Origin of the sequence: Agromyces hippuratus (assembly GCF_013410355.1) — a bacterium.
GTDB classification, from domain to species: Bacteria; Actinomycetota; Actinomycetes; order Actinomycetales; family Microbacteriaceae; genus Agromyces; species Agromyces hippuratus.
The window spans coordinates 3,488,864-3,514,736 of record NZ_JACCFI010000001.1; the positions used below are offsets into that span (position 1 = coordinate 3,488,864).

General features: G+C 67.7%; 26 protein-coding genes. 11 read left to right on the plus strand and 15 right to left on the minus strand.

Translation table 11 applies throughout. The features are described from left to right. Positions 1–146: 146 nt before the first annotated feature. Positions 147–1,337, plus strand: a complete 1,191-nt coding sequence (locus tag BJY17_RS16285) for an ROK family transcriptional regulator (RefSeq protein ID WP_322789881.1) — start codon at positions 147–149, stop codon at positions 1,335–1,337. An 87-nt stretch (positions 1,338–1,424) separates the two neighbouring features. Here the strand turns inward: BJY17_RS16285 and BJY17_RS16290 are convergent, their stop codons facing one another. Continuing rightward, positions 1,425–1,985, minus strand: a complete 561-nt coding sequence (locus BJY17_RS16290) for a DUF1697 domain-containing protein (protein ID WP_179552289.1) — start codon at positions 1,983–1,985, stop codon at positions 1,425–1,427. Between the two features lie 107 nt (positions 1,986–2,092). Between BJY17_RS16290 and BJY17_RS16295 the strand changes: the two genes are divergently transcribed. Further along, a complete protein-coding gene (locus BJY17_RS16295; protein ID WP_179552290.1) occupies positions 2,093–2,443 on the plus strand; it encodes a metallopeptidase family protein in 351 nt (116 codons plus the stop codon). Positions 2,444–2,497: 54 nt separating this feature from the next. On the opposite strand, the gene BJY17_RS18995 is transcribed toward BJY17_RS16295, so the two are convergent. Then, the gene (locus BJY17_RS18995; protein ID WP_218889935.1) at positions 2,498–3,550 is read right to left on the minus strand and encodes a GNAT family N-acetyltransferase; all 1,053 of its coding nucleotides are present in this window, start codon (positions 3,548–3,550) and stop codon (positions 2,498–2,500) included. 132 nt (positions 3,551–3,682) lie between these two features. On the opposite strand from BJY17_RS18995, the gene BJY17_RS16305 reads away from it, so the two are divergent. Next, positions 3,683–4,861 carry a N(5)-(carboxyethyl)ornithine synthase gene (locus tag BJY17_RS16305; protein ID WP_179552291.1) on the plus strand — a complete coding sequence of 393 codons (1,179 nt, stop codon included), beginning with the start codon at positions 3,683–3,685 and terminating at the stop codon, positions 4,859–4,861. Between the two features lie 8 nt (positions 4,862–4,869). Here BJY17_RS16305 and BJY17_RS16310 read toward each other — a convergent pair whose 3' ends face one another. The 6 genes from BJY17_RS16310 to BJY17_RS16335 all read right to left on the minus strand — a co-directional run bounded on the left by BJY17_RS16310 (position 4,870) and on the right by BJY17_RS16335 (position 10,198). Further along, positions 4,870–5,265: an amino acid-binding protein gene (locus BJY17_RS16310; protein WP_179552292.1), complete on the minus strand. Its 396-nt coding sequence runs from the start codon at positions 5,263–5,265 to the stop codon at positions 4,870–4,872. Positions 5,266–5,484: 219 nt separating this feature from the next. Next, positions 5,485–6,075, minus strand: coding sequence for a hypothetical protein (locus tag BJY17_RS16315; RefSeq protein ID WP_056005054.1), 591 nt, complete (start codon positions 6,073–6,075; stop codon positions 5,485–5,487). Between the two features lie 9 nt (positions 6,076–6,084). Continuing rightward, a complete protein-coding gene (locus tag BJY17_RS16320; RefSeq protein ID WP_179552293.1) occupies positions 6,085–6,720 on the minus strand; it encodes an HAD family hydrolase in 636 nt (211 codons plus the stop codon). A 25-nt stretch (positions 6,721–6,745) separates the two neighbouring features. Continuing rightward, a complete protein-coding gene (locus tag BJY17_RS16325) occupies positions 6,746–7,948 on the minus strand; it encodes a serine hydrolase domain-containing protein (protein ID WP_179552294.1) in 1,203 nt (400 codons plus the stop codon). Positions 7,949–7,959: 11 nt separating this feature from the next. Beyond that, positions 7,960–9,180: a serine hydrolase domain-containing protein gene (locus tag BJY17_RS16330; RefSeq protein ID WP_179552295.1), complete on the minus strand. Its 1,221-nt coding sequence runs from the start codon at positions 9,178–9,180 to the stop codon at positions 7,960–7,962. Positions 9,181–9,241: 61 nt separating this feature from the next. After that, positions 9,242–10,198: an EamA family transporter gene (locus tag BJY17_RS16335; RefSeq protein ID WP_179552296.1), complete on the minus strand. Its 957-nt coding sequence runs from the start codon at positions 10,196–10,198 to the stop codon at positions 9,242–9,244. Positions 10,199–10,270: 72 nt separating this feature from the next. On the opposite strand from BJY17_RS16335, the gene BJY17_RS16340 reads away from it, so the two are divergent. The 3 genes from BJY17_RS16340 (at position 10,271) to BJY17_RS16350 (ending at position 12,843) form a co-directional block, all read left to right on the plus strand. Then, a complete protein-coding gene (locus tag BJY17_RS16340) occupies positions 10,271–11,206 on the plus strand; it encodes a LysR family transcriptional regulator (RefSeq protein ID WP_179552297.1) in 936 nt (311 codons plus the stop codon). Between the two features lie 156 nt (positions 11,207–11,362). Beyond that, positions 11,363–11,971, plus strand: coding sequence for a carboxymuconolactone decarboxylase family protein (locus BJY17_RS16345; RefSeq protein WP_179552298.1), 609 nt, complete (start codon positions 11,363–11,365; stop codon positions 11,969–11,971). Beyond that, complete coding sequence (locus BJY17_RS16350) at positions 11,968–12,843, plus strand: RNA polymerase sigma-70 factor (RefSeq protein ID WP_179552299.1); 876 nt, start codon at positions 11,968–11,970, stop codon at positions 12,841–12,843. Before BJY17_RS16345 ends, BJY17_RS16350 begins: the two co-directional genes overlap by 4 nt. 16 nt (positions 12,844–12,859) lie before the next feature. Here BJY17_RS16350 and BJY17_RS16355 read toward each other — a convergent pair whose 3' ends face one another. Next, the gene (locus tag BJY17_RS16355) at positions 12,860–13,651 is read right to left on the minus strand and encodes an aminoglycoside adenylyltransferase domain-containing protein (RefSeq protein ID WP_179552300.1); all 792 of its coding nucleotides are present in this window, start codon (positions 13,649–13,651) and stop codon (positions 12,860–12,862) included. Positions 13,652–13,713: 62 nt separating this feature from the next. Then, the gene (locus BJY17_RS16360; protein ID WP_179552301.1) at positions 13,714–14,076 is read right to left on the minus strand and encodes a cupin domain-containing protein; all 363 of its coding nucleotides are present in this window, start codon (positions 14,074–14,076) and stop codon (positions 13,714–13,716) included. Positions 14,077–14,277: 201 nt separating this feature from the next. Between BJY17_RS16360 and BJY17_RS16365 the strand changes: the two genes are divergently transcribed. The 3 genes from BJY17_RS16365 (at position 14,278) to BJY17_RS16375 (ending at position 16,211) form a co-directional block, all read left to right on the plus strand. Continuing rightward, complete coding sequence (locus BJY17_RS16365) at positions 14,278–14,949, plus strand: molybdopterin-dependent oxidoreductase (RefSeq protein ID WP_179552302.1); 672 nt, start codon at positions 14,278–14,280, stop codon at positions 14,947–14,949. Between the two features lie 76 nt (positions 14,950–15,025). Continuing rightward, a complete protein-coding gene (locus BJY17_RS16370; RefSeq protein WP_179552303.1) occupies positions 15,026–15,718 on the plus strand; it encodes an SGNH/GDSL hydrolase family protein in 693 nt (230 codons plus the stop codon). Positions 15,719–15,848: 130 nt separating this feature from the next. Beyond that, positions 15,849–16,211, plus strand: a complete 363-nt coding sequence (locus BJY17_RS16375; RefSeq protein WP_179552304.1) for a PRC-barrel domain-containing protein — start codon at positions 15,849–15,851, stop codon at positions 16,209–16,211. A 200-nt stretch (positions 16,212–16,411) separates the two neighbouring features. On the opposite strand, the gene BJY17_RS16380 is transcribed toward BJY17_RS16375, so the two are convergent. The 5 genes from BJY17_RS16380 to BJY17_RS16400 all read right to left on the minus strand — a co-directional run bounded on the left by BJY17_RS16380 (position 16,412) and on the right by BJY17_RS16400 (position 20,823). After that, positions 16,412–16,615, minus strand: a complete 204-nt coding sequence (locus BJY17_RS16380; RefSeq protein ID WP_179552305.1) for a hypothetical protein — start codon at positions 16,613–16,615, stop codon at positions 16,412–16,414. 121 nt (positions 16,616–16,736) lie between these two features. Then, a complete protein-coding gene (locus tag BJY17_RS16385; protein WP_179552306.1) occupies positions 16,737–17,636 on the minus strand; it encodes an SDR family oxidoreductase in 900 nt (299 codons plus the stop codon). A gap of 400 nt (positions 17,637–18,036) precedes the next feature. After that, the gene (locus BJY17_RS19050; protein WP_407647834.1) at positions 18,037–19,038 is read right to left on the minus strand and encodes an ImmA/IrrE family metallo-endopeptidase; all 1,002 of its coding nucleotides are present in this window, start codon (positions 19,036–19,038) and stop codon (positions 18,037–18,039) included. Between the two features lie 56 nt (positions 19,039–19,094). Continuing rightward, positions 19,095–19,925 carry a hypothetical protein gene (locus tag BJY17_RS16395; RefSeq protein WP_179552308.1) on the minus strand — a complete coding sequence of 277 codons (831 nt, stop codon included), beginning with the start codon at positions 19,923–19,925 and terminating at the stop codon, positions 19,095–19,097. Beyond that, positions 19,918–20,823 (minus strand): hypothetical protein, encoded by a 906-nt coding sequence (locus BJY17_RS16400; RefSeq protein WP_179552309.1) that lies wholly within the window; start codon positions 20,821–20,823, stop codon positions 19,918–19,920. Before BJY17_RS16400 ends, BJY17_RS16395 begins: the two co-directional genes overlap by 8 nt. A 618-nt stretch (positions 20,824–21,441) precedes the next feature. On the opposite strand from BJY17_RS16400, the gene BJY17_RS16405 reads away from it, so the two are divergent. After that, positions 21,442–22,938: an ATP-dependent nuclease gene (locus BJY17_RS16405; RefSeq protein WP_218889937.1), complete on the plus strand. Its 1,497-nt coding sequence runs from the start codon at positions 21,442–21,444 to the stop codon at positions 22,936–22,938. A gap of 246 nt (positions 22,939–23,184) precedes the next feature. Further along, the gene (locus tag BJY17_RS16410; protein ID WP_179552310.1) at positions 23,185–25,797 is read left to right on the plus strand and encodes an ATP-dependent Clp protease ATP-binding subunit; all 2,613 of its coding nucleotides are present in this window, start codon (positions 23,185–23,187) and stop codon (positions 25,795–25,797) included. Positions 25,798–25,873: the final 76 nt, after the last annotated feature.

Genomic DNA, 25,873 nt, shown 5'->3' on the forward strand with positions numbered 1-25,873 from the left:
AGATCCGGTCGGCACTCACTTTGTTGACTGAGTAAACTAAGTAGTCCTGAACCTATGTGATCCCAAGTCCGAGCGTCAAGGGGCAAGATGTCTTCGTGCAGGCACAGGCATCCGCGACCGCCGGCACACCCGAGGAGACGATAACCGTGAGCACCGCCGGCCTGCAGCGCAAGTCCGATCTGTTGCGCCGTTTCGCGCGCAACGGCCAGTTCGAGGCGCAGACGGGCATCCGGCGCGAGCACCTGCTCCGTGCGCTCGGCCTGATCGCACGCGAGCCCGCACCGGTCACGCGGGCGGTCATCGCGCGGCGCACGGGCCTCACCTCGGCGACGGCCTCGTCGCTCGTGGCCGAGCTCATCGCACTGGGACTCGTCGTCGAGACCGGCCGTGCCGAGAGCACCGGCGGCAAGCGGGCGACCCGCCTCGAGATCGAGCGCGACGCCTATCTCGTCGTGGTCGCGGTGGTGCGCACCCGCGCCATCGACACCGCACTCGTCGACCTCGCGGGGCGCACCGTCGCGAGCCGCCGCCTCGACGTCGCCGGCGGCATGGAGGTCTCGACCGTCGTCGATGCGATCCGCGAGCTCACCGAGGGCTTCGACGCGCGAGTGCTCGCCGCCTGCGTGCAGGTGCCGGGTGTCACCGCCGGGGGAGTCGTCGTCGACAGCGTGCAGCTCGGCTGGCGCGATGTGCCCCTCGCGCGCATCGTCGAGGAGGCGATCGGCGCACCGGCATCCGTCGTGAACGACGTCGACGCCGAAGCGCTCACCGAAGCGGTCGATGCCGACGACGGCGCGATCCGCCTGGTGGTGCACCTCGGCGAGGGAGTCGGGGCCGCCATCACGAACGGCGGCTCGCTCATGTCGGGCGCCACCGGTCGGGCCGGCGAGATCGGGCACGTTCGCGTGATCTACGAGGGCGAACGCACCAAGTGCCGTTGCGGCCTCTCCGGATGCCTCGAGTCGGCGACCTCGATGAGCGCGATGCTCGGCGACTCGTACACCGACGAGCTCGACGACCATGACACGAGCCTGCTGGCGTCGACGGCAGAGGCGCGCGAGCGCATGGGGTTCGGCGCGCGGGCGCTCGCCCGTGCCCTGCGCATCAGCTCGGCACTGCTCGACCCCGAGGAGATCGTCATCGCCGGCGCGGCGCCGGCGCTCGGCCCGCACTTCCTCGGCACGCTGCGCGACGAGTACGAGATGTATCCGGCCAAGGGAACGACCCCGGTGCCGATCCGCTACGGCCGCCCCGAGCTCAGCGAGTACCTCGGGCCGGCGAGGTTCGCGCTCGCGCCGGTGCTGGGCGACGCGCTGCCGCTGACCCAGGAGCGCTGACGTCGAGACGAGCGCTCACGTCGAGACGAGCGCTCACGTCGAGACGAGCGCTGACGTCGAGACGAGCGACGAGCGCTCACCGCACGCCTACCCGCCCGGCAGCTCCTCGTCGAGCAGTTGCCGCACCCGGGTGGCGGTTCGCCAGCTGCGCACCGTCATCTGCTGGAAGACGGGCATGGCCATCAGCCGGGTGATGCGCGTCTTGCCGGCCAGCGCCTTCACGCGTGAGAAGTAGATCGCGCCGGGCCCCGGTGCGATCGAGTCGACGCCGGCCCGAAGCTCGGGCATCTGGTCGAGCACCGCATCGACCGTGAGCGGCGCCTTGACGAAGAACACCTCGCTGCGGAGCCGGTCGGACCCATGGTCGTCGGGCGCTGCGGCGATCGTCACGGCGAACTCGTCTCGTGAGCGCACCAGCGTCGGGATCGCGAAGCCGAAGCGCTGCTGCAGGGCGTGCTCGAGGTCGGCTTCGAGCTTCGCGTCGGTGCCGCGCGCGGCCCTGAACAGCACGTTGCCGCTCTGCAGGTGCGTGCGCGCCTCGCCGTAGCCGGCATCGCGGAAGCACTCGACGAGCGCCCGCATGTCGACCGGGTTCCTGCCGCCGACGTTGATGCCGCGCAGCAGTGCGACGTGCGTCGGTGTCTCCATACCGTGAGCATGCCACCTGCGGGCGACACCCGCCCGGTTCGCTCGTGGCGCAGCAGGGGAATGCGTCAGGGGGCCCTGCCCGCCCGGCGAGCGAGCACAATGGGCACATGGTCGAGATCTCCGACGAGGACTTCGAACGCATGGTCGGCGACGTCTTCGACGCGCTGCCCGAAGAGATGGTGCGCGGGGTCGAGAACGTCGCGATCCTGATCGAGAATCAGCCCCTCGGCCAGCGGCCGCGACTGTTCGGCCTCTACAGCGGGCGACCGCTGAAGACGCGCGGGGTCTACGGCTTCGGAGAGCTGCCCGACCGCATCACGCTGTTCCAGAACAACATGCAGGCGCACAGCGCCGACCTCGAGTCGCTGCGGGCGCGCGTGCGCATCACGCTCGTCCACGAGATCGGCCACTACTTCGGGCTCGACGACGCGAAGCTCCAGGAGCTGGGCTGGGCGTAGGCGGCCGCCGACGCCCAGCCGAGCCCGTCGCGACGGCGGGCACGCTGGGCGCGCTCAGCGCACGGGCGCCTCCCACGCGAGGTTGATGATGCGTTCGAAGGTGGCGTAGCCCGCCCGCGCGAAGGCCGCCGCCATCGGCACGTTGCCGACATCGGTCGAGGCGCGGATGTACGGTGCACCCGCCTCGGCGAGCACGCGCGTGCCCTCGGCGAGGATGCCGTCGATGAGGCCCGCGCCGCGGTACTCGGGCAGCACGCCGACGTAGGCGATGATGTGGTGGTAGCTGTTGCGGGCGGGAATCACGAAGCCCACCGGCTCACCCGACTCGTCGGTCGCGACGCGCCACCACTCGCGGGGCGTCGCGTAGCGGGCGAACTCCTCGTCGAACTGGCGCTCGGCGACCTCGCGCGGCGTGGCACCCCCGAGGTCTTCGCGGCTGTGGGCGTCGAGCGTGCCGTCGAGCACCCGCGTCGTGATCGCGATCATCTCCTCGTCGGAGGCGAAGTCGCGGAACGACAGGCGGGGGTCGGGCGACGGGATGCCGGAGGCCGGCGTCCACTCGAGTCGCAGGCGTTCGACGACGAACCGGGCGCCGGCCGCTTCGAGCAGCGCGATGCGCAACTCGGTGGCCTGCAGCGAGTCCTCGTGCTCCCGCCAGTCGGCCGGCAGGTACCGGGCGATCTCGGGCGGGGTCGCGAGCCCGTCGAGCAGTTCGTGCTGTGCCGCGCCGAGCAGCGCTGTGCCGACGGCGCGCTGCTCGTCGTCGTCGAGGGAGCCGTCGACGTCGAAGATGTCGAACTGCATCGGCTCCGCGGCATCCGCGGTGCTCCAGAGCGCGAGGCGCCCGAGCAGCCGACCGTCGCGCACGGCGAGCCACGTCCATTCCGGTCGGCGCCGCCGCTGCTCGAGGTCGGCGGCGACCTCGTGGTTCAGCGCGTAGGGGAGCGTGTTGAAGAAGTCGACCTCGTCGGCGCCCGTGAGGTGCCGCAGTTCGAACGTGCTGGTGATCGGGTGCATGTGTCCTTCGGGGTTGGCGTCGTCGACCCCACCACGATATCCATCGCCGCCGACCCACCAGCACTGCGAACGCTGGCGGGTCTCGCTCACCGGGGTAGCCTCAGAGCAGGACGCCGGTTCGACAGACGGCGGCTCACCAGTCGGTTCGCATCCGCGATGACGGATGCCGGTGAGCGAGCTCAGAGCCGACACCCGGCCAGCCCGCACAACTGGAGGCCAACGATGAGCACGCCCACCCCCGCACTCCTCAGACTCGGTGTGATGGTCACCTCGCGCAAGATCGACGAGCGACGACTGCCGATACATCCCGCGCACTTCGAGCGGATCGACGCCGACCTGCGGTCGAACATGATGGTCGAGCGCGGCTACGGCGAGCGGTTCGGCATCTCCGACGAGCAGCTCGCTCCGCTCGTCGGCGCGATCGCATCCCGCGAGGCGATCATCGCGGAGGCCGACGTCATCACGCTCCCGAAGCCCGTGGCATCCGACCTCGCCGAATTCCGTGACGGGCAGGTGCTGTGGGGGTGGCCGCACTGCGTGCAGGACCGGGACATGACGCAGTACGCCATCGACAAGGGCCTCACGCTCATCGCCTGGGAGGCCATGAACCACTGGAAGGCCGACGGGGCGTTCGGGCTGCACGTGTTCCACAAGAACAACGAGATGGCGGGCTACTGCTCCGTGCTCCATGCCCTGCAGCTGTGCGGCTCCACGGGGGATTACGGGCGGCGCCTCAATGCCGTGGTGATCGGGTTCGGCGCGACCGCGCGCGGGGCGGTGACCGCGCTGAACGCGCACGGCATCCACGATGTGCGGGTGCTGACCAACCGCGACACCGCCGCCGTCGGATCGCCGATCCCGTCGACCGACATCATCCACTTCGACCACGACCCCGATGCTCCGTATGCGAGCACGGTGCACATCGAACAGGGTCCGATCGGCGACCAGGGCCCGATCGCGCTCGCCCCCTTCCTCGCGGCGCACGACATCGTCGTCAACTGCACGCTGCAGGATCCGAACGCACCGCTCACCTACCTCCGCACCGAGGATGTCGGGGCCTTCCGCCCCGGCAGCCTCATCATCGACGTCTCGATCGACGCCGGCATGGGATTCGAGTGGGCGCGGCCGACCTCGTTCGCCGAGCCGATGTTCACGGTCGGCGAGTCGACCAACTACTACGCCGTCGACCACAGCCCGTCGTTCCTGTGGAACTCCGCCACCTGGGAGATCAGCGAAGCCCTGATGCCGTTCATCCGCACCGTGATGGAGGGCCCGGAGGCGTGGGCGTCGTCTGACGCCATCGACCGCGCGATCGAGATCGAGCGCGGGCGCATCCGCAACGAGGCGATCCTGCAGTTCCAGGGGCGCTCGACCGAGTACCCGTATCGACCGCTCGCCTGAGCTCGTCGCTACATCATCGACTGCAGCAGCTTCGTGGCCCGCTGATTGTCGTCCGTCGCGAGCACGACGCGGTTCCTGGCGGCCACGTAGGCGAGCGAGATGTTGATGCCGGCATCGGCCAGTGCGCGAGCCATCCCACCGAAGACGCCCGGCGTGTCGAGGTCGGGGTCTGGCAGTGCGGGGCTCACGATGACGTCGGTCTCGGCGTCGACCCTGATGCTGGCACCCTCGAGCGCCGCCCTGGCACCGGCGACGTCTTCGACGAGGATGTGGACGGTGCCCCGACCGCCCTCCATGATCGCGCAGAGGCCCTCGATGTTGACCCCCGCGCGCCCGAGCGCCTCGCCGAGCCGGGCCCCCTCGCCGGGCTGGTCTTCGAGGATGATCAGCAGATCCTTCACCATGGCGGCACCTCTTTCTCGGATGCCTCAGGTCTACGCCCGCGTCGGCGGCGCGTCAACGCCGATTCAGGCCGTCGTCGCGAGCGCGCGCACGGCGCCGGCGAGTTCGAGGAACACCGCGTCGCGCGCCCGGGTGCGGGCCGCGAACGGGCCGGTCTGCAGGAGGAGCACCGCGGCCGAGACATCCGCCTGACGCGGCTGATCAGCCGCGGGGCCCTGGGCTCAGGCCGGGTCGATCCGCAGCACGGGCGCCGATTCGCCGACGGTGAGGTCGTCGACGACGCGGATGCCCCGCGCGAGCTCGTCGACGGCACCGACGACGGTGCCGAACCGCTCGCGATCGCTGCACACGGCCGTCACGCTCACGAAGTGCGTGCCGAGGTCCCAGGTGTAGGTGGCGAAGGGCGGGCGGCCGCCCTCGGGCAGGGGCATCGCGAGCTTCTCGCCGACGCCGAGGTAGTCGCCGCGGAACTCCTCGGTGTCGTCGTACTCGATCGGCATCGAGGCCCGCGCCATCCGCAGTTGGGGCGTCGCCTCCTGCACCTGCGCCATGACGACGAGCAGTTCCGGCTCCGCCTTCCAGACCCACACGAGCACCCGGCCCGCGGCCTTGCGCATCAGGAACGGGACGGCCTGGCTCATCGCCCACGCGCTGAAGCCGCTGCCGGCGCCGCCCGGCGCGGCACCCGGTCCCTTGGCCTGCGTCAGCAGCATCCGGATCGCCGCCTTGCGGTGTCGGCGGCCGCGGAATCCGAGGGAGTCCGTGATGGGCACCCACTTGGAGAGGTCGGGCTCGGCGTGAAGTCGGGGCACCCCTCCAGCCTACGAGTCGGCGCCGACCGAAGGTTGCGGGGCGACCGGCGTGCGCCGCACCGCGACACCCGCCGCGATGAGCCGATCGCGCAGGCCGTCGACACCGTCGAACAGGTGAGTGCGCATCGAGAGCCGGTCGGCTCCGACGAGCTTCGAGGCGGTGTCGTCGGTGAAGAACACCTCTGCGCCCGTCACCCCGAGCTCGCCGAGCACGTGCTCGAACGCGCGCACATCGGGTTTCACGAAGCCGATGTCGGCCGAGTTGAAGATCGCATCGAACCGGTCGCCGATGCCGAGGGCGGCGATCTCCGCCGGGATGGTGTCGGTGCCGTTGGTGAGCACCGCCGTCGTGAGCCCCAGACCGCGGAGCTCATCGGACAGTTCCACGATCGACTCGTCGAGAGCCGCGGGTTGCCCACCCCACTCCTCGGCAGCCGACGGAATTCCGGCCGCTTCGCCGACCCGGCGCACCCACTCGGCCCGGGTGATGCGACCGGTCGTGACCTCCTCGATCAACGGCTTCGCGAAGGCGATGCCCTCGATCGTCCCGGCGGCCAGCCCGTGCCGGCGTTCGATGTCGGCCAGGTGGCCGGGGTCGAAGTGTCGAATGACGCCGTCGAGGTCGAAGAGCACAACGCGAATCATCCAACGATCTTCTCGCACGACCCGCCTACTCGAGGCACGCGTCGCTCGACGTCGCGGCCACCGACGTCGGCAGCACCGTGAGCACCTCCTTGACGACCTTGAAGAACTCCTCGCCGGTGCCGCCGTCGCCGTTGCCGATGAGGGCGAACACGGCCCCGGAGCCCTCGAAATACTGCACGTGCGCGCCGTAGCCCGGCTCGGCGCCGCTGTGATTGAGGTCGAGGAGGCATCCGGTCGCCGGGTCGACGTGCACGCTCACGCCGAGCCCGTAGCCGTATCCCGCGTCGGTCGTTCCGGGGGCGCGGTCGTCGATGCGGGCGGCCAGCATCTCGGGCGTGAGCCCGTAGCCGTCGCCGAGTGCGAGCCCCCACGTGTGCAGGTCGTCGATCGTCGAGAGCATGGCGCCGGCCGCCCAGCCCTCGTGGTTGGTCCAGTCGGTCGTGTCGGTGGGCTGCGGCATCAGCGGGCAGAACTCCGAGTAGCCGTGGTTGAACGGCTCGGCGAGCACGGCATCGGGAGCGAAACGGCTTCGCGTCATCTCGAGCGGCACCATCAGTCGCTCGTCGATGAGTGCGCCGAGATCGGTGCCGGTCGTGTGCTCGAGGATGCGCCCGAGCAGGAACGTGTTGTAGCCCGAGTAGGTGTTGCCCTCGCCCGGCGCGTAGGCCTCGCGCGGCGTGGCTGCGCCGATCGCGATCATCTCGTCGGGCGTGATCGTCGAGTGCGGGTCCGCGCAGATCCGGTCGAGCTGCGCCTGACCCGGAGGTCCGATGCCGCTCGACATGTTCATGAGCATGCGCACGGTGATCTCGCCGGCGAGCGGGAAGTCGGGGTACCACTCGTCGATCGTGTCGTCGAGGGTGAGCCCGGCCTCGCCGTCGCCCATGACCTGCAGGGCGACGGTGCCGACGACGGTCTTCGTGATGCTCCCGATCTTCGACTGGTTCGCACGGTCCATGGGCACGTTCCCGTCGAGATCCGAGACGCCGCGGGCGGCGACCCACTCCGCCTGACCGGGAACCCACAGGCCGACGACCACGCCGGGCATTCCGGATGCCTCGAAGCCCTCGTCGAGGGCCGCCTCGAGTTGCTCGCGCAGTTCGGGATCGAGGGGCGGGGTGGCCGCGGGCGGCGGGGCCGAGGCGGCGTTCGTGGTGGCGATGCATCCGCTCAGCATGGCGACGGCGACCACCGCGATCGCGACGGCGACCCGCTTCAGGTTCCGCATCATCGCCCCCTTCATCCCCACGGCGCGGCGCAGGGCTCGGTCGTCGACCCGAGGACCGCCGAGCGCAGCACCGGCCCCAGCGCATTCAGCACCTCCGTCGTCGCGTCGCCGGTGCCGCCGTCGCCGTTGCCGAGGATCGCGAAGACCGCCCCGGTTGCCGGGTAGTACGCGAGGTTCGAGCCGTACCCTGGTTCGGCTCCGGCGTGGGTGACGCTGATGACGCACCCGGTCTCGACGTCGAGCTCGAGACCCGTGCCGAGGCCGTACGCGGCTCCGGGCTGGCCCGGGATGGGCGCGACGTCCGCGTACCGCGCAGCCTGCAACTCGGGGGTCACGCCCGCACCGTCGCCGAGGGCCTCGCCCCACGCGTGGAGGTCGTCGAGGGTCGACACCATGGCGCCACCCGCCCAGCTCTCGCCGTTCGACCAGTCGACCGTGTCGACCGGGTCGCCGAGCTCGGGGCAGAAGCCGGAGTAGCCGTGGGTCAGCGGGGCAGTGACCGTTCCGTCGGGAGCGAACCTGCTGCGTTCCATGCCGAACGGCTCGGTGATGCGGTCGTGGATGAGCGTTGCGAGGTCGTCGCCCGTGACCTGCTCGAGGATGCCGCCGAGGAGGAAGTAGTTCGTGTTGGCGTACTCGAATCCCGCGCCTGGAGCGAAGTCGGCGCGGGGCGTCGCCGCTCCCACCGCGATGAGTTCGTCGGACGTCGGGACGGCGTACGGTGCACTGCAGATGCGGTCGACCTGCGCCCGCCCGGCCTCGCCGGTGCCGCTCGAGTGGTTCAGCAGCATCCGCACCGTGATGTTCGACGCCTCGGGGAACGCGGGATACCACCGGTCGAGGGTGTCGTCGAGACGCACGTCGAACTCGGCCTCGCCGATCACCTGCAGCATGACCGTCGAGACGATCGTCTTGGTGATGCTGCCGATCTTCTGCTGGTTGTCGCGCGCCATCGGCTCGTCGGTCTCGACATCGGCCGCGCCCCGGGCGGCGACCCATTCCTGCTCGCCGGGAAACCACACGCCGACGATCACCCCCGGCATTCCGGATGCCGCGAAGCCCTCGTCGAGGGCCGCCTCGAGTTGCTCCCGCAGCGCCGAGTCGAGCACCGGGGCGGATGTCGCGGGCGGCGGGGAGGCGACGTCGGCGTCCGACGCGGTGGCGACGCAGCCGCTCAGCACGAGCGCGGCGACGGCCGCGACCGCGGCGACCGCCCACGTGGAGTTCCGCATGACCAGCCCCCTGGCGTCGCGCAAGACTCGGTTCGAGAGCGGTGTGCCCCCACCCGCGACCTTACGCCGCCGGAATGCGCCGATGCGGCGCGGAGGTGCCCCATTTCAGGGGTCGAGGGCCCGCGCTCGGGGGTGGAGGGCTCGCGCGTCGCCGCGAGGGGGCGTTCGCGATGAAGACGCCGCCGACGAGCACGAGTCCGCCGATCGTCTCCCACAGATTCGGGACCTGCCCGAGCAGCAGGGCTGCCGAGGCCATCGCCACCACCGGCGCGAGCAGCACCCACGGCACCACGGATGCCGAGCGGTTGCGTGCGAGCAGGGCGTTGAAGATCGCGTAGCCGACGAGGGTGCAGAGGCCCGCCGTGTACAGCGTCGAGACGATCGGACGCCAGCCGAACACCTCGATGCCGGCGGCGATCGCATCCGGCCCCTCGATCATCATCGACAAGCCGAGGGCCGGCAGTGGCACGACGAGCGACGACCACACCGTCAGCGACAGTGCGCCGAGTCGCCTCGCGGGCGCCACGGGGCCGGCCTTGCGCGAGATGACGTTGCCGATCGCCCACGAGAATGCGGCGAGCAGGCACAAGACGACGGCGAGTGCCGGAGCGTCGCCGCCGCGGCCGAATGCCACGACGCCGAGTCCGACGGTGCCGACGAGCACGCCGATCGTCTGCAGGCGGGTGGGGCGCTCGCGCAGGGCGAGCGCCGCGACCACGATCGTCAGCACGACCTGCGCCTGGAGCAGCAGGGCCGCGATGCCGGGCTGCAGCCCGAGGGCCATCGAGGTGTAGAGCAAGCCGAACTGGCCGAGGCACATGAAGAGCCCGACCCCGACGACGGTCTTCCAGCTCGCGAGCGGGCGCGGCACGATGAACGCCGCGAGCGCGACGACGCCGAAGCGCACGGCGACGAAGAACAGCGGCGGGATGCCCGCCATGCCCCAGTCGATCACGACGAAGTTGAAGCCCCACAGTGTTGCCACTGCGGCGGCCAGCAGCATGTCGCGTCTCGTCATGGATCTACGATCGCCCGAGGCATCCGGAAACACCAGCGATCATTTCTGTGCGCAATTCGGTAGCATCGCTGCATGATCGATCTCGAAGCCGTGGTCGCGCTGCGGGCGGTGGCCACGAACGGAAGCGTCGCAGCGGCGGCGGACTCGCTCGGCTTCACGCCGTCGGCCGTGTCGCAGCAGATCAAGCGCCTCGAACGCGGCACTCGCATCGCGCTGCTCGAACGCGTCGGTCGCGGCGTCGTGCTGACGGATGCCGGTCGTCACCTCGTGACCTCGTCGGCGACCGTGCTCGCCGACCTCGAGCGCATCGAAGCCGACCTGCACCTCGCCGGCGGAAGCAGTGGCTCCGGCAGAGCCGAGCGCCGGGTCACCGGCGAGGTGCGCATCGGTGCGTTCTCGACCGCGGTGCGCGGCATCCTCGTCGACGTGCTGCCGCGCCTGCGCGACGAGCATCCCGAGCTGCGGGTGCCGCTCCGCGAGAGCGAGCCGTGGGAGACCATCGCGCTCGTCGCATCGGGCCAGCGCGACCTCGGCATCGTGCATCGATGGGGCGGGGTTGCCCTCGCGATGCCCGAACCCCTCGTCGAGACGCCCCTGTTCACGGATGTCGCGGACGTGATCCTGCGGCGCGACCACCCGCTCGCCGACCGCACCGAGTTGACCCCGACCGATCTCGCCGACGAGGAGTGGATCGCGACCTTCGACTCGACGATCTGCCGCCAGTGGCTGCGCCGGCTGTTCGACGGCGTCTCGAATGCGCCGCGCGTCGTGCACGAGTCGATGGAGTTCGAGAACCACCTCGAGCTCGTGCGTGCGGGCCTCGGTGTCGCGCTCGTGCCGCGCATGGGGCGGCCGCCGCTGCACCCGGACCTCGTCGGCATCCCGACCGTGCGCCCCGCGTCGACCCGCGGCGTCTCGGCGGTGCACCGCCGCAGCCAGGCCGACTCGCCCGCCCTGCAGACGGTGCTCGACGCGATCCGCGAGGCCACGGTCGGCCCCGCCGACTGACGAGGCGAACGTCGCGGCGGCCGCACGGCGGCCTGGTTTCTGACTGCCGAAGAATTGATTCCCACCCGGATGTCACAACCACGCGACATCCGGTGTCTTCATGTCGACGGATCATCCGGGAACCGAACCCCGGCCGTCGACACGCAGGAGGACATGATGACCACCACCCAGACCCGCATCCCGCCGACCGAGCTCACCGGCGTCTTCGGAGCGGTCGTGAAGGTCGCCGCGAAGCGCATGATCGGCCGAGTGCCCGACTCGATGGGCGTGCTCGCGCACCACCCCGCCCTGATGCGGGCCTCGATGGGCATCGGCCGCAAGATCGAGGCGCTCGACGAGCTCGACGAGAACCTCGCGAGCTACGCGGTGATGGCGACGGCGGCCTACATCGGTTGCAGCTGGTGCCTCGACTTCAACTACTACAAGACGCACAACGAGGGCCTCGACGAGGAGAAGGCGCGGCAGGTGCCGGTCTGGCGCGAGGCATCCGTGTTCACGCCGGTCGAGCGTCAGGTCATGGAGTATGCGGAGGCGATGAGCCAGACCCCGCCCAGCGTCACCGACGAGCTGTCGGCATCGCTGCTCGACGCACTCGGCCCGGCCGCGCTCATCGAACTGACCGCCAAGGTCGCCTTCATGAACATGAGCTCGCGCATGAACGTGGCGCTCGGCATCCACTCCGAGGGCTATGCGGATGCGTGCGAGATGCGGCCGCTCGCCACCCGGGCGGATGTCGCGGCTGACGTCGTAGGCTCGGCCTCATGACCGATGATCCGTTCGTCACCCACCGTGGCCTGCTCTTCACGGTCGCGTACGAGATGCTCGGCTCCGCGGCCGACGCGGAAGACGTGCTGCAGGAGTCCTGGCTGCGGTGGGATCAGGTCGACCGCAGCGAGGTGCGCGATGAGCGCGCGTACCTCGTGCGCATCGTGACCCGGCAGGCGCTCAATCACCTGCGCACGATGTCGCGGCGGCGCGAGTCGTACGTGGGGGAGTGGCTGCCCGAGCCGCTGCTCACGAGTCCGGATGTCGCGGACGACGTGGAGCTGGCCGAGAGCGTGTCGATCGCGATGCTGACCGTACTCGAGACGCTGGGCCCGACCGAGCGCGCGGTGTTCGTGCTGCGCGAGGTGTTCGACGTGCCGTACGACGAGATCGCGGCGGCCGTCGACAAGTCGCCGGCGGCCGTGCGGCAGATCGCCCACCGGGCGAAGGATCACGTCGCCGCCCGGCGCCCCCGTGTCGCGGTCGATCGCGCCGAGCAGGAGGCGGTCGTGGCGAGGTTTCTCAGGGCGGTCAACTCGGGCGACCTGCAAGGGCTGATGGACGTGCTCGCACCCGACGTGGTCTCCGTCGCCGACGGCGGCGGACTGGTGAAGGGTGCCGCGCTCCGGCCGATCCATGGCGCCGACAAGATCGCCCGCTACCTGCTCGGCGGTCTCGCGAAGCTCGCGCTGCCGTTCGAGGCGCGGCCGACGTGGGTGAACGGACATCCCGCGATCCGCGGCGAGGTCGACGGCGAGCTCGCCGGGGCGATCTGCTTCGAGGTCGAGGGCGGCCGCATCACGCGGATCTTCTCGATCGCCAACCCGAACAAGCTCGGGCGGATGGACGAGGCGGCGCACCTGGTGCGGTGACGCGAGAGCGTGATGCCTACTCGGCACCGTCGGTCGCTGCGAGGTGCTGCGCCTGTATCGCCAACGCGTGGCAGAGTGCGGTGACCTCGTCGCCGAGGCCCGTCCAGTCGTCGGCCGCCTCGCCGAGGTAGCCGACCCGCGCGCGCTCGAGGAGCGCTCGCCCGCTCGGCTCCGACGTGGCGGCGACGGATGCTGCGGCGACATCCTTCGGCACGATCTCACCGGTGCGGAGCGTCGTCACGATGCGGGCGAAGGCGAGCAGCGAGTTCCGTTCGTCGCCCTCGATCTCCTCGAGGATGTCGGGGATGCTCGCGAGCATCGCCTCGCGCAGCACGGCGGGTTCCACAGGGTCGATGATCTCGGTGAGCGGGCGGCCGCGCAGCACCCGATGCGCGGTCTGCGCCGTCGCGAGCAGTATCGGCACGTCGGGGTCGATCGTCGGTTCGAGCGTCAGACCGCCTCGGATGTCTCCGCGCAGCCATTCGCCGAACTGGAAGTCGTGCATGGCGGGCTCCGGCCAGCGGCGGTCCTCGTCGATGACCACGTACGTCACTTCGAGCGGGCGGCCGCGACTGCCATCTGAGAGCGTGCGGACGTGCGCCGATCCGCTCGAGGCGTCGAGCAGCACCCCGGTGAGCCCTTCGCGCTCGTCGGGGGTGAGCGAGCGACGCGCCGCGATGAGGAGATCGAGGTCGCTGTCGGGGCGGAGACCGCCCGAGACGGCCGAGCCGTACAGGTAGACGCCGAGGATCTCGCCGGGGTCGGCCTCGTCGAGGTGGTCGAGCACGGGTGCGATCTGCTCCTCCATGCCGCCACGCTAGCAAGTCGGGCCGTCTCAACAGTGTCGGTCGGTGGGTGAGCGTCGACTGCCTAGCGCTTGGCGTAGTCGTCCATCCCCTGCCAGTCGATGACGACGCACGCCTCGTCTCCAACCGTCCACGCGTCGTGGCCGGGCGGGATGACCATGACGTCGCCGGCGCCGAACTCGTTCTCGTCGCCGTCGTCCATGACGATCTTCATTCGCCCGGACAGGACATAGCCCAGGTGAGCGAACTGGCAGCTTTCGGTCTTCGCGATCGGCTTGACATGCTTGGACCACTTCCAGCCCGGTTCGAAGGTGGCCCGGCCGACGGCACCGGCTTCGACGTCGACGAGCTCGAGTCGTCCCATCCCGTCCTCGAACGGGCGTGTCTCTTCGGGTTGGTTCAGGCTCTTGCGGATCATGGCGGACATGAGGGGCTCCTTCGCACCATTGTTGAGTTAACCTCACTATGGCAGTGGCCCCCGCGGCCGTCAACGAATCCCCGATCAGGTCTCGGCTGGCACGAATGCCGCGCCGCGATTGCGGCATCGCGGCGAGCCCGGCCGCGTACGACCATCTCGACGTCGAGGATCGAAGAAGATACGTCACCGTATGGATATGAGAGGCGATCGATGGATCTTCCACCCGGGCAGCGAGCCGTGCGCGGATTCCCCCGATTCGGCATCGACCGGGTGAGTCCGCCGCCGAGAGCGCCCGAGGGCATGAACATCGAGGTGAGCGGGCCGCTCGCTCGCCGTGTCTCCATCGACCTGGACGAGCTGGCCCGTCTGCCTCATCGCGAGGTCGACGCCGACTTCCACTGCGTTGCGGGCTGGTCGGCGATCGGGCTGCGATGGGAGGGTGTGCTGTTCCGCGACTTCTACCAGCTGGTGATCGAGCCCGCGCTCGCCGAGGGCGCGAGGGTGGAATACCTCGTCTTCGTCGGACTCGACGACTACCGTTCGATCGTGACGCTCGAGGACGCGCTCGAGGTCGACGTTCTGATCGCCGACCGGCTCGACGGCGAGCCCCTCCCTCCGGAGCACGGTGCGCCGGTGCGGCTCGTGAGCCCCCGTCAGTACGGGTACGTCAGCACCAAGCACCTCTGTCGAATCGAGCTGTACCGATCGGAGCCCGTCGGTTACTACCACCCGTGGAAGCCGGTCCAACGCGCATTGAGCGCGGTTCGACCTCACCGGCGCGCGAGGGTCGCGCACGAGGAGCGCCGACGGCACCTGCCGTCCTGGCTGACGCGACAGGTCTACCGGCTGCTCGTGAAGCTGCCGGCTCCGCCACTGAAATAGCGGTTCAGAGGCCGCGCCCTCGCGTCATCCGTCGTGCGTCTGCAGCGCCCGCGGACGGAATTCCTAGACTGGCCCCATGGTCGGAGCAGCGACAACGACAGCGGCAATCGGCGCGGCTGCGCGGTGGGTCGGCGTCGCCGTCGTCATCCTCGCGTGCGCGAGCACGATCGTGGGATGCTCCGCGCCAAGGCCCGCTGACGGCACCGGTTCGCCCGAGGCATCCGCTCTGGCCGCTCACGGCACGTTCGCCGCGGTCGGCGACTCGATCACCGACGCCGACAGTCCCGATTTCGCCGCGGGCAACATCGGCGAGGCGTCGTGGACGAGGTACGTCATGGACGACGGCTTCGCATTCGCCGGTGGCTGGGCGGAGTGGGGTGCGACGACGGCGATGATGGCCGAGTCGGTCGGCCCGGTCGATGCGGACGTGCTCGTGCTGCTCGCCGGCACCAATGATGTCGCGTTCGGAATCCCGTTCGACGACTCTGCGGCGAACCTCGACCGCATCGTCGAGGTCGTCGGCATCGAGGACGTCGTCGTCGTCTCGATCCCGCCGATGGACGCGTTGCCTACGGGAGCGGAGGCGTACAACGAGCGCCTCCACGACCTGGCGACGGATCAGGGATGGCGGTTCGTCGACGCATCTGCTGGCCTCCGCACCGCCGACGGACGGTTCGGCGAGGGGATGAGTTTCGACGGGCTGCACCCGTCGGCGGAGGGCGCGCGTGTGCTGGGAGAGGCGATCGCGGCGGCGCTGCGCGAGGAGTGAGTAGCCCCTACGGATCAGACCCGCCCGCCGGCGCCCTGTCAACCCTCTGTATGAGGAGCTGCTTCCGACCTACCGTCGGTATCACCATCACGGTCAGGGGCCTTCACGGGCACCTGCGAAGGGAGGAATGATGAGCACCAATTGGGACGCGTGGACGTACCGCCAATCAGCCGGGCGCACCGCGCAGAGCGCAGACATCGTCGGTTACGAAGTTCACGCCACCGATGGTCACATCGGCAAGGTGGATGAGGCGAGCGATGACGTCGGTGCGAGCCAGATCGTCGTCGACACCGGCCCGTGGATCTTCGGCCGCAAGGTCCTGCTGCCGGCGGGCACCATCGACCGAGTCGATGACACCGAGGAGCGGGTGTATGTGGACCTGACCAAGGCCCAGATCAAGAACTCGCCCGAACTCAACGAGGGAACCAGCTGGGATGACGCCGGCTACCGAGAGCAAGTCGGCGGCTACTACAGCGGGTACTACGACTACTGAGCATCACCCCGACTGAGATCAACCCACTCGCCCGCCGTTCCGGAGTCCGCTCCTGAACGGCGGGTTCGCGACGAGCGGCGCCGTCATGGTCCACGCGGTCACCTGCGTGAGCTACGTGGTCGTTCCCTGAGCCTGTCGAAGGGCACGACACGACGACGACCTTTCGTCCGAGAACGGACGCACGAGCCTCGCGTGCGCGTTCAGTCGTCCACCTCGACGATCTCGTACTCTGGGTCATCGTCATCGTCGTCCTCGGGGTAGTCGCCCGGGTTCGAGAGATGAAGCACTTCGCCGCCTGCATGATAATTGCTGACGCCCTCGAGCGCGTGCGCCTCGGCTTCCTCATAAGTGTTGAAGACCTCGTCGTCCTCATCGCCGTCTTCCCACTCAACCTTGAAGCCCATGGTGCCCCTTTCCATCTACAACATAGCCAGGTACGCACGTCCGTCCGCCTTTGATGGCGGCTCCCTTGTCCACTTCGATTCGCCAGGCGGCACTCGTCCCCAAACTGGGACACGAACGTCGTCAGCCGCTGACCCGCAGATCCTTCCAGCCGAAACGGCCGGGCTCGGGCAGACTCTCCCGAATCTGCTCGGCCGTGAACATGCGCCGCGGCCGTAGGTCGTCGGGCACGGATGCCGCGGGCGGCGAGGCATCCGTCACGCCCTCGGCGAGCATGCGCACCTGGGCCTTCGCGACGAGCGGCGCCTTCATGGTCCACTCGGTCACCTGCGCGAGCGCGTACTGCGCCCACACCGGCCACGGCACCACGACCACGCGGCGTTCGAGAACGGATGCCACGCGCCGCACCGCCTTCGACAGCAGCAGTTGCTCGGCGCCGACGACGGCGATGGTCTCACGCGGCATCCGCCCGTCGATCGCGGCGACGAGGATGTCGGTGAGGTCGTCGATCGGGATGGGCCGGATGGGCTTCTCGCGGAAGCCGACGGTCGCGAACACCGGCAGGGTCTGCACGGTGTGGCTGAGGTGGTCGATGAGGTGGTCGCCGCGGCCGTAGATCATGCCGGCCTTGAGGATCGTGTAGTCGAGGCCCGAGTGGCGGATCAGCTCTTCGGCCGCCCATTTCGACTCGTGGTACGGCGATCCGCAGTCGGGTCGCGCCCGCAGGAAGCTCAGCATGATGACCTTGCGCACCCCGGCGCGCTTGGCGGCCTCGATCACGTTCGCGGTGCCCTCGATGTGCACCCGCTGGTAGGTCTGGTCGCCGATCTCGCGGTTGATGCCCGCGCAGTGCGCGACGACCTCGCACCCCTCGAACGCTCGCGTCAGCGCTTCGACATCACTGGTGTCGACGCCGGTGCGGCGAGAGATGACGACGGATGCCTCGGGCCCGAGCCGTTCGGCCAGGTGGCGTCCGACGAATCCGGTGCCGCCGGTGATCGCGGTGCGGGGGTGTTGGGTCATGACTGAGACCGTAGTATGCGTGTGAGCCCGCCTACTTCGACAGCACAAGCCGTGTCGCCGAGACTGCGGCAACGGGGACGCTCTGACTTTGAGCGTCGGGCGGGATCGACCCCGAGTATCGGCTCGACCCCGCCCGTGCGGAGCGACTAGGCCAGGCGCGACAGGCGCCAAGTCACCGCCTTGCCGGCGTACGGCGGCATCACATTTGCCCGCGCAATCGGAGCAGTGGTCGTCGGAGTACCGACCACGGTCCACACTCCGCTCTCAGGGCATCGTTCTCCGGTCTTTGCAAGGGTTCCGATAGGCATTGTGCCTCCAACGGGTAGGCTCGCAGCGCCCCAGTGGCGCTGGCCGAGCGAATGAGTCTTGGCTCATCTGCCGAGAACAGACGACGTAACTCTCAGACGCACTCGTTGCATACTCCCGGGGTTTCGGACGCTTCGGCGGGACTTCGGACGAACGTGCATTTGCTGCAGGTGAACTCGGCCAAGCTGCCACCGCATCCACATTTCCCGCACCTTTCGCACTCTGGTTTCCCGCATGTGGCGCATGCGGGCTTCGTGACCCGAAACTCATGCCCGCAGCCCGGCCGTTCACATGTCCAGAAGTAGCCGTAGCTGTCGAAGTGGGGTGCGTAGACCGAGAATTCCCACGGCACACGCTCTGTAGCGGCGACAATGACGGTCAGGTGCGTGCCGGGTACCGGCGCCGCCTGTGTGTACATCGTTTCACCTGCGAGTATGCCGCCGTAGGCGAAGCGCGAACGCGTGTGCACGACCTGGCCGGGGCGAGCTCGTACGGCGGTCCACACTTCTGTGGCCGTCTGGTCAGAGCCAGTTCGGAGTCCGAACGCGCCTCTGGACGATGACGCCCCGACGAGCCCGTACTCGTCCAACAGAGCAACGTGACCATCCGATGCGAGGTTCTTGGCCGCCCGTATCACCACCACAGCGCGAGAAGCCTGCGGAACGCGGGCCATTAGCGCCACGACTGCGGTTGCCGACGGCGTCGCCTCACCCAGCTCATCATGTGCGACTTCCTCGGGGACAAGAATTTGGGCAGCGAACATGTCGCACGCTCGCTCTTCAAGCGCAAGTCCGATGTCATCACGCTCCCCAAGCGCATCGGCCAGTTGGTCTGTGGTGCGTTGAACATGATGACCCAGTTCGTGAAGCGCGGTGAAATTCATACGCGCGCGAACAGACTCTCCAACACCGATCCTCGGGGGTATCGGCCCCCCGAGATAGCACCCGTCGACCGCGCAGTCAGGTGCGCCGATGGGTTTAGGAGCATTCGGTTCCAAGATGCGCAGCTCGAACTCCGGGGAAGAATGGAGCCATTCGATTGGGTCAGCGCGAAGTGACTCGATTGACCCGAATTGACGTTCAAACGCTTCTAGCATCGCCCCCGCGTGGCTGAGAGCGTCTGCGCGGGCTCGGGCCCTGTCGAACGCGCTGCTCACAGCGCCACCTCAAAGAAGCGGTCCGCACGTTCCTGCCAATCCTCCATGCCGCCCACACCAGTCTGCCGATAGGGCGTCTCCAAAACCCCGAACAAGGCAAATCCCCACGCGCGGGAAGCGAGTTCCTTGCGCCGAACGGCTAAGGCCATCACCCTCTCGCGGAACCGCCGACGCGACAAAGCGGCGCGGAGGGATGCCGGCACAGCGCCCGCAAGCGCCTCTACTTCGCTTGAAGTCGTGTCCAGCAGCCGCGAAATCCGCGTCGTGTCGTCGTCAGAAAGCGCGCGGTGATCGCGAAGGAGAGCGAGCGATTCGTCCAATGAGAGATCGAGTTCTCGACGAAGCAAGGATGGCGTGAATCCGGCCGACTTCAGGCGGGCCCCTAGTCCACCAGAACCGACACTGAAGCTCTGGTTCCACGAGGCGAGTCGCCTTAAGGACGCATCGCCATCGCGATGAGAAGTGGTCGCCTCGTCAACCGTGGCGGTGGACCAATCGACCTCGCTCGACACGAGTCGGTCGAACGCAATAGCAGGAATTGGGTGAGTGGCATCCGTGAATGCATCGAAATGGAGTAGACGATCTCCTACTCGAGCCGTCGAAGGCTGTGATTCGCTCAGGCGTGACCGGGTCAAGGTGGCAGGAACTGTGATTGGAACACCCTCCTCGACGTCGACAACAACGCCGAGCTCCGTGACGCCATCCCAGTTGAGTCGCCACAGTTCGCCACGCTCTGGTTCGCGGTCGCCTGTGGTTGGTGCGCCGACCTGAATCCGACTGGCAAATCGAACGAGATCGTCGAATGTGAGGGGAGTGAGGTCACTCATTGACTACCGCCCCCTCTTCGGATTCGGACACACCACTAACAGACGACGTATCTTCCATGCACCGTCGGATCACCTGACGCAGGGCTTCGACGCCGATTTCCGATCCTGCCGCGACGGCGCGGAGCCGGAAAGTGAGGTCATCCAATGCGGAGATGCCAGGTTCCCCCCACCTTGCGCGTACTGCCTCCGGGTCGTCAAGGTATGCGACGAGCATCCGCTCGAGGAGCGACATCTCGGCGTAGATGGCGTCGCCGAGCGCGATAGCTTCATTGTCGAGTAACTCGACACTCGCCTCAGTGGCGCCGTCGATGTCCTTCAGGGACCAAGCAGGGACGATGTCTATGCCGAAGCGGCGCGCAAGAAACCTTGCGAGGATCTGTGCGCGGATCGCGCCAGCGACAATCTCGATGGCAGCGAGGCACAGCGTCAGAAGGCTCTCCCTAGCCGCGCGCGGCGTCGGACCGGCAGGGGGCAGCCGTTCGATTGGCGCCACGATCACTGCTGCGGTGGCCTCGCGAAGGTCGTCCGGGCCGCCGTCGAACCGTGCCTCACCGAGGGCAGGTAGAGACCAGGCGTGCTCCCCGGCGAACAACTCGGGTACGAACACAAAACGCGGGTCCTTCGACAGCAACGTATGCAGGCGACGGCGAAGCTTTCCTACGGGGCGCGCCTTCGCTTCATCGATGAGGTCGCGACGAATCGCCGTGTAGAGAAGCCGTTCGAACGACTGTTGATCGTCCGCCTTCAGGAAGCACTCAATGAGGAATCCGGGGCCGCCCTTGCGCGCGAACACGATTCCGACGTAGTCCAGAACAGCCTGATCGGACCAACGACGGTGACCTTCGGGAGGCGGGAACGAGTGCGTGCGAGCAACCTGCGCGCAGATGTTCGTCAGCATCGCTACGCACTCGGCACCAACCACGCCCTTAATGGATAGCTCATCGAAAGCCGTCACGCGAGACACCGAGGGTCGAGGCACACGCCCGAAGAGCAGATTCGACGGGCCAAGTTCTCCGATACCGACCGGGTGCGAGCGCGGCGGCACGCAGTTGCTGCCAGCGTCCACTTATCAGCCACTGTGGCTTCCTCCTGCTCGACGTCGCACGGTTTCCACGCTATCGATGGTCTGAGCCGGGTTGGGGTCTCGCACTGCCCCCGAAACGAGGGTCAGGTTTCGTACGTAAGGCGATAAGTGTGCAGTTTGTGTTCATACGACCGTCTCCGCCTCAGGGCACAGCCAGCTCCTTCTTCATCGCGGCGGGTGCGCGGTCGCCGCGATCACGCGGTGAAAGGCAAACATCTGCCACCGACGCAGAAACCAGGAGTGAGTTACCAGCTGTTGGGAACGAAGCATTGGGGCAAGCATCAGTGAAGGAGCGTGGCTTTCGAAGCCCCATCTCTCGATGCAGTGCGACCGAACCCGTCGAAGTGGTGACCACATTTGAGCAGGCAGTCCAGTAGGCTCCGGGTGCTGGTGCTCGGAATTCGTCGTCGGTCCCGTTCAATGTGGAAATGAGTGCAGTTGACATTCTCGAATAGTCGGCAGATCGCTCCTAGTACTGTTGCCGCGCTCTTGGAAAAAGTCAGCAAGAACAGTTACGGCAAGTACCTAAAACGCGTCATATTGAAGCGAGTCCGGGGATTCGTTGATCGTGAGGTCACCTTTGACTTCCCCGTGACGGCACTAGTTGGGCCAAATGGTGGCGGCAAGACGACGGTCCTAGGTGCTGCGGCACTCGCATACGCTGACGTACCGCCTGGTCGGTTCTTCGCAAAGAGCGGCAAATACGACAGCAGCATGGTGGATTGGTCGATCGAGCACTACGTGATCGATAAGGACGTGGACGCGCGATTGGAAATCCGTCGTAGCGTGAACTACCCGACTTCAAAGTGGAACCGTAAGCCGTTTCAACGAGAAGTGCATATCTTCGGTGTGAATCGGACTGTGCCGGCGACGGAACGGACCGAACTTCAACGAGCGATCGGTGGAAGTTTCGCGGCGACAAGCGAAACCAAGCTGCCAGATGTGGTCGTGGCAGAATCGGAGCGGATTCTCGGGAAGGCGATAAGCGGATACTCGGAGCTCGGTGTAACCAAGAACGGGAGAACCACGCTCTACGCTGCAACCGACAAGTCTACCGGCAACCAATACTCTGAGTTTCACTTCGGCGCCGGCGAAGCGAGTGTCATCAAGATCGTCAGCGGAATTGAACTCGCTCCCGACAACAGCCTCATCCTCATCGAGGAGATCGAGAACGGTCTTCACCCTGTGGCGACTCGCGCCCTCGTCGAATACCTCGTTCACGTGGCGAAGCGCAAGTCTTGCCAAGTGATCTTTACAACACACTCCCACGCTGCGATCGAAGCCTTGCCACCAGCAGCGATCTGGGCTGCGTTCAACGGTCAAGTTGTGCAAGGAGCGCTCAACATCGAGGCGCTTCGGACGATTACGGGTCGCGTGGATTCAAAGTTGGCAATCTTTGTTGAGGACAAGTTCGCGGAACTTATGGTGCATACTGCACTTCGCTACTACGGGGCCGAGCTTTCTGCGATCAAGGTGCACGGCATGGGTGGGCATGATCCAGCTATCAAGGTGAATCGATATCACAACGGAGATCCAACTCGCAGATATGAAAGCGTCGCACTAGTTGATGGTGATCAGCGAGCACTCGTCGATCCAAATGAGCAAGTGTTCTCGTTGCCTGGCACCGTTGATCCCGAGGCGCACGTCCTTGACACAGTTCTCGCCGAAATTGAGACAGTTGCTGCGCGTCTTACCGCGGCACTCAACCTGCCGCTCTCAGATCAGGAGCGCGTGAAGGACACCGTTCGTCGTCGGGCACAGTCGAATCGCGATCGTCACATCATCTTTGCGGAGATCGGTGAGGACCTGGATCTGACGGCAGAACTCGTAGTGCAGAACGCGTTCCTAGCGCAATGGGCTCAGTTGGTGCCGCGCGAGGTAGACGAGATGTTCGATCCGTTCAAAGCAATGATTCCGAAGCACCGCTAGCGGGCTGGGTGCGAATCGCGTAGTTGCGGCGGAGCTGACACGGTGTCGACGCTTTGAGGCGCAGGTCGAGGCCTGTAGGGGCGATCGCGCTCGCTGAGTTCGCGCGCGGCCATGTCGAGGTGCGGATTGATCGCAAGCGGATCTGCCTGCGGCTGGCCTAAAGGCGACCATCAGATGTCGTGGGAATACGCCAGCCCACTCCGCGTTGAACTTGAGCGTACCCCGCTCAACTCTCCAGGAGGATTGGTGCCCGAAGACTTCAACCCCGAAGCCGGCGCGAGCTCGTTCGACGAGTTTCTCGCCCGCTATCTCGCGGGTGAGCAGGCGCGTCAGGCTCGGTCGATCGACCTCAGCCGGTTCCTGACCGCCCGCACTCAAGGCATCCTGCGTCAAGCAGGACGCTTCGCGCTCGAGCGCGGCCAGACCGAGCTCGACGCCCTGCACATCCTGCGCGTGATCGTCGAAGACGAGAGCGTCAAGCAGGCGATCGCCCGCATCGGCGTCGCCCCCGAGCGGCTCATCACCGCGACCGAGGCGCGCCTGCCCGCTGCCGGCGACACCGCCGACATCAACGCGGCGACGATCACCCCGAGCGCCTCCCGCGCGCTGTTCCACAGCTATCAGGTGGCGCGCTCGGCCGGCTCGACCTACATCGACCCCGAGCACCTCTTCTTCGCGCTCGTGCTGGGGCAAGACGCTCCTGCCGGCCAGGTGCTCGCGCGCGCCGGCGTCACCGCCGAGGCTCTCACGCAAGGCATGCGCGAGACGGTCGAGGCGGGCATGCCGGGTGCCGACGGCGACACGGATGCCTCGGGCATGCCGGGCGCCGGGGCATCCGACACCCCCATGCTCGACAAGTTCGGCACCGACCTCACCGAGCTGGCCGCGAACGGCGAGCTCGACCCCGTGATCGGCCGTGCCGACGAGATCGAGCAGACCATCGAGATCCTCAGCCGTCGCACCAAGAACAACCCGGTGCTGATCGGCGAGGCCGGCGTCGGCAAGACGGCGATCGTCGAGGGCCTCGCCCGCGCGATCGTCGAGGAGTCGGTGCCCGAGGCCCTGCTCGACAAGCGCGTCATCTCGCTCGACCTGCCCGGCATGCTCGCGGGCACCCGCTACCGCGGCGACTTCGAGGAGCGCCTCACCAAGACCATGGAGGAGATCGCCGCGCACAAGGGCGAGCTCATCATCTTCATCGATGAGATCCACACCGTGGTCGGTGCTGGCGGCTCGGGCGACGGCGGCACCGATGCAGGCAACATCCTGAAGCCGCGCCTCGCGCGCGGTGAGCTGCACCTCGTGGGTGCGACGACGCTCAAGGAGTACCGCGCCATCGAGAAGGACCCTGCACTCGAACGCCGGTTCCAGCCGGTGCGCGTGGGGGAGCCCTCGATCGAAGACGCCGTGCTGATTCTGCACGGGCTGAAGCCCGCCTACGAGGAGCACCACGGCGTGCAGTACACGGATGCCGCGCTGCGCGCCTCCGTCGAGCTGAGCGCCCGCTACCTCACCGACCGCGTGCTGCCCGACAAGGCCATCGACCTCATCGACCAGGCAGGCGCACGTCTGCGCCTCAAGCTCGGCATGAAGACGGATGTCTCCGCGCTCATCGCGCGACTCGCCGACCTCGAGGCCGACAAGAACGCCGCCGTGAGCGCCGAGCACTACGAGGAGGCCTCGCGCATCCGCGACGAGATCTCGAAGGTGCAGGATCGGCTCGATGCGGCCACCGAGAAGGGGCGCGCTGGTTTCGACAAGCTCAACCAGCAGGGTGACGGGCTCAACCAGCAGAGCACCGTGATCGACGAGGCCGAGATCGCCGCGGTGATCTCGCGGGCCACCGGCATTCCGGTGAACCGCCTCACCGAGAGCGAGCGCGAGCGCCTCGGCGACCTCGAAGGCGAGCTGCACGCGCGTGTCATCGGTCAAGACGATGCGGTCACCGCGGTCGCCAAGGCCGTGCGCCGCAGCCGCACCGGCATGGGCGACGCCAAGCGGCCGGTCGGATCATTCCTGTTCCTCGGGCCGACAGGTGTCGGCAAGACCGAGCTGGCGCGTGCGCTGGCGTCGTCGCTCTTCGACGACGAGCAGGCGATCGTGCGCTTCGACATGAGCGAGTTCGGCGAGCGGCACACGGTGTCGCGCCTCGTCGGCGCCCCTCCCGGATACGTCGGGTACGACGAGGCCGGGCAGCTCACCGAGCGCGTGCGGCGCAACCCGTACTCGATCGTGCTGTTCGACGAGATCGAGAAGGCGCACCCCGATGTGTTCAACCTGCTGCTGCAGGTGCTCGACGACGGACGCCTGACCGACGGCCAGGGTCGCACGGTCGACTTCCGCAACACGGTGATCGTGATGACCTCGAACCTCGGTTCGGAGTTCCTCGCGTCGCGTTCGGGTGCACTCGGCTTCGTCGCCTCGACGGATGGCTCGGGCTTCAGCTCCTCCGATGACGTGCGCCAGCGCGTCATCGGCAAGGTGCGTGAGGCCATGCGCCCCGAGTTCCTGAACCGCATCGACGAGATCGTGCTGTTCCAGAAGCTCGACGAGCCGCAGCTCGCACAGATCGTGCGACTCATGCTCGGCGCCACCGCGTCGCGGCTCGCCGCGCGCGAGGTCGCCTTCGAGGTGACGGATGCCGCGGTGTCGCTCTTGGCCGAACGCGGCTACGAGCCCGAGTACGGTGCCCGGCCGCTGCGCCGTGTCATCCAGCGCGAGATCGACGACCGCATCAGCGACCTGTTCGTGAGCGGCGAGCTCGGCGACGGCGAGGAAGTGAAGGTGGATGCCTCGGACGGCGAGTTCGTCGTGACATCCGTGCCCCGCGCGACCGTGACGGTGCCTCTGGCGGCGTAACCGCCTCGCCACGTCGCACGTAACCGTGTGAATCAGCGACCGTAACCGGCCGAAGACGAACGCCCGGCCCTCTCGG

Bases quoted from the DNA above. Each gene is read 5' to 3' on its own strand.
- BJY17_RS16290 (WP_179552289.1), bottom strand. From the start codon at position 1,985: ATGGAGACACCGACGCACGTCGCACTGCTGCGCGGCATCAACGTCGGC.
- BJY17_RS16295 (WP_179552290.1), top strand. From the start codon at position 2,093: ATGGTCGAGATCTCCGACGAGGACTTCGAACGCATGGTCGGCGACGTC.
- BJY17_RS16305 (WP_179552291.1), top strand. From the start codon at position 3,683: ATGAGCACGCCCACCCCCGCACTCCTCAGACTCGGTGTGATGGTCACC.
- BJY17_RS16310 (WP_179552292.1), bottom strand. From the start codon at position 5,265: ATGGTGAAGGATCTGCTGATCATCCTCGAAGACCAGCCCGGCGAGGGG.
- BJY17_RS16320 (WP_179552293.1), bottom strand. From the start codon at position 6,720: ATGATTCGCGTTGTGCTCTTCGACCTCGACGGCGTCATTCGACACTTC.
- BJY17_RS16325 (WP_179552294.1), bottom strand. From the start codon at position 7,948: ATGCGGAACCTGAAGCGGGTCGCCGTCGCGATCGCGGTGGTCGCCGTC.
- BJY17_RS16330 (WP_179552295.1), bottom strand. From the start codon at position 9,180: ATGCGGAACTCCACGTGGGCGGTCGCCGCGGTCGCGGCCGTCGCCGCG.
- BJY17_RS16335 (WP_179552296.1), bottom strand. From the start codon at position 10,198: ATGACGAGACGCGACATGCTGCTGGCCGCCGCAGTGGCAACACTGTGG.
- BJY17_RS16340 (WP_179552297.1), top strand. From the start codon at position 10,271: ATGATCGATCTCGAAGCCGTGGTCGCGCTGCGGGCGGTGGCCACGAAC.
- BJY17_RS16345 (WP_179552298.1), top strand. From the start codon at position 11,363: ATGACCACCACCCAGACCCGCATCCCGCCGACCGAGCTCACCGGCGTC.
- BJY17_RS16350 (WP_179552299.1), top strand. From the start codon at position 11,968: ATGACCGATGATCCGTTCGTCACCCACCGTGGCCTGCTCTTCACGGTC.
- BJY17_RS16355 (WP_179552300.1), bottom strand. From the start codon at position 13,651: ATGGAGGAGCAGATCGCACCCGTGCTCGACCACCTCGACGAGGCCGAC.
- BJY17_RS16360 (WP_179552301.1), bottom strand. From the start codon at position 14,076: ATGTCCGCCATGATCCGCAAGAGCCTGAACCAACCCGAAGAGACACGC.
- BJY17_RS16365 (WP_179552302.1), top strand. From the start codon at position 14,278: ATGGATCTTCCACCCGGGCAGCGAGCCGTGCGCGGATTCCCCCGATTC.
- BJY17_RS16370 (WP_179552303.1), top strand. From the start codon at position 15,026: ATGGTCGGAGCAGCGACAACGACAGCGGCAATCGGCGCGGCTGCGCGG.
- BJY17_RS16375 (WP_179552304.1), top strand. From the start codon at position 15,849: ATGAGCACCAATTGGGACGCGTGGACGTACCGCCAATCAGCCGGGCGC.
- BJY17_RS16380 (WP_179552305.1), bottom strand. From the start codon at position 16,615: ATGGGCTTCAAGGTTGAGTGGGAAGACGGCGATGAGGACGACGAGGTC.
- BJY17_RS16385 (WP_179552306.1), bottom strand. From the start codon at position 17,636: ATGACCCAACACCCCCGCACCGCGATCACCGGCGGCACCGGATTCGTC.
- BJY17_RS19050 (WP_407647834.1), bottom strand. From the start codon at position 19,038: ATGCTAGAAGCGTTTGAACGTCAATTCGGGTCAATCGAGTCACTTCGC.
- BJY17_RS16395 (WP_179552308.1), bottom strand. From the start codon at position 19,925: ATGAGTGACCTCACTCCCCTCACATTCGACGATCTCGTTCGATTTGCC.
- BJY17_RS16400 (WP_179552309.1), bottom strand. From the start codon at position 20,823: ATGCTGACGAACATCTGCGCGCAGGTTGCTCGCACGCACTCGTTCCCG.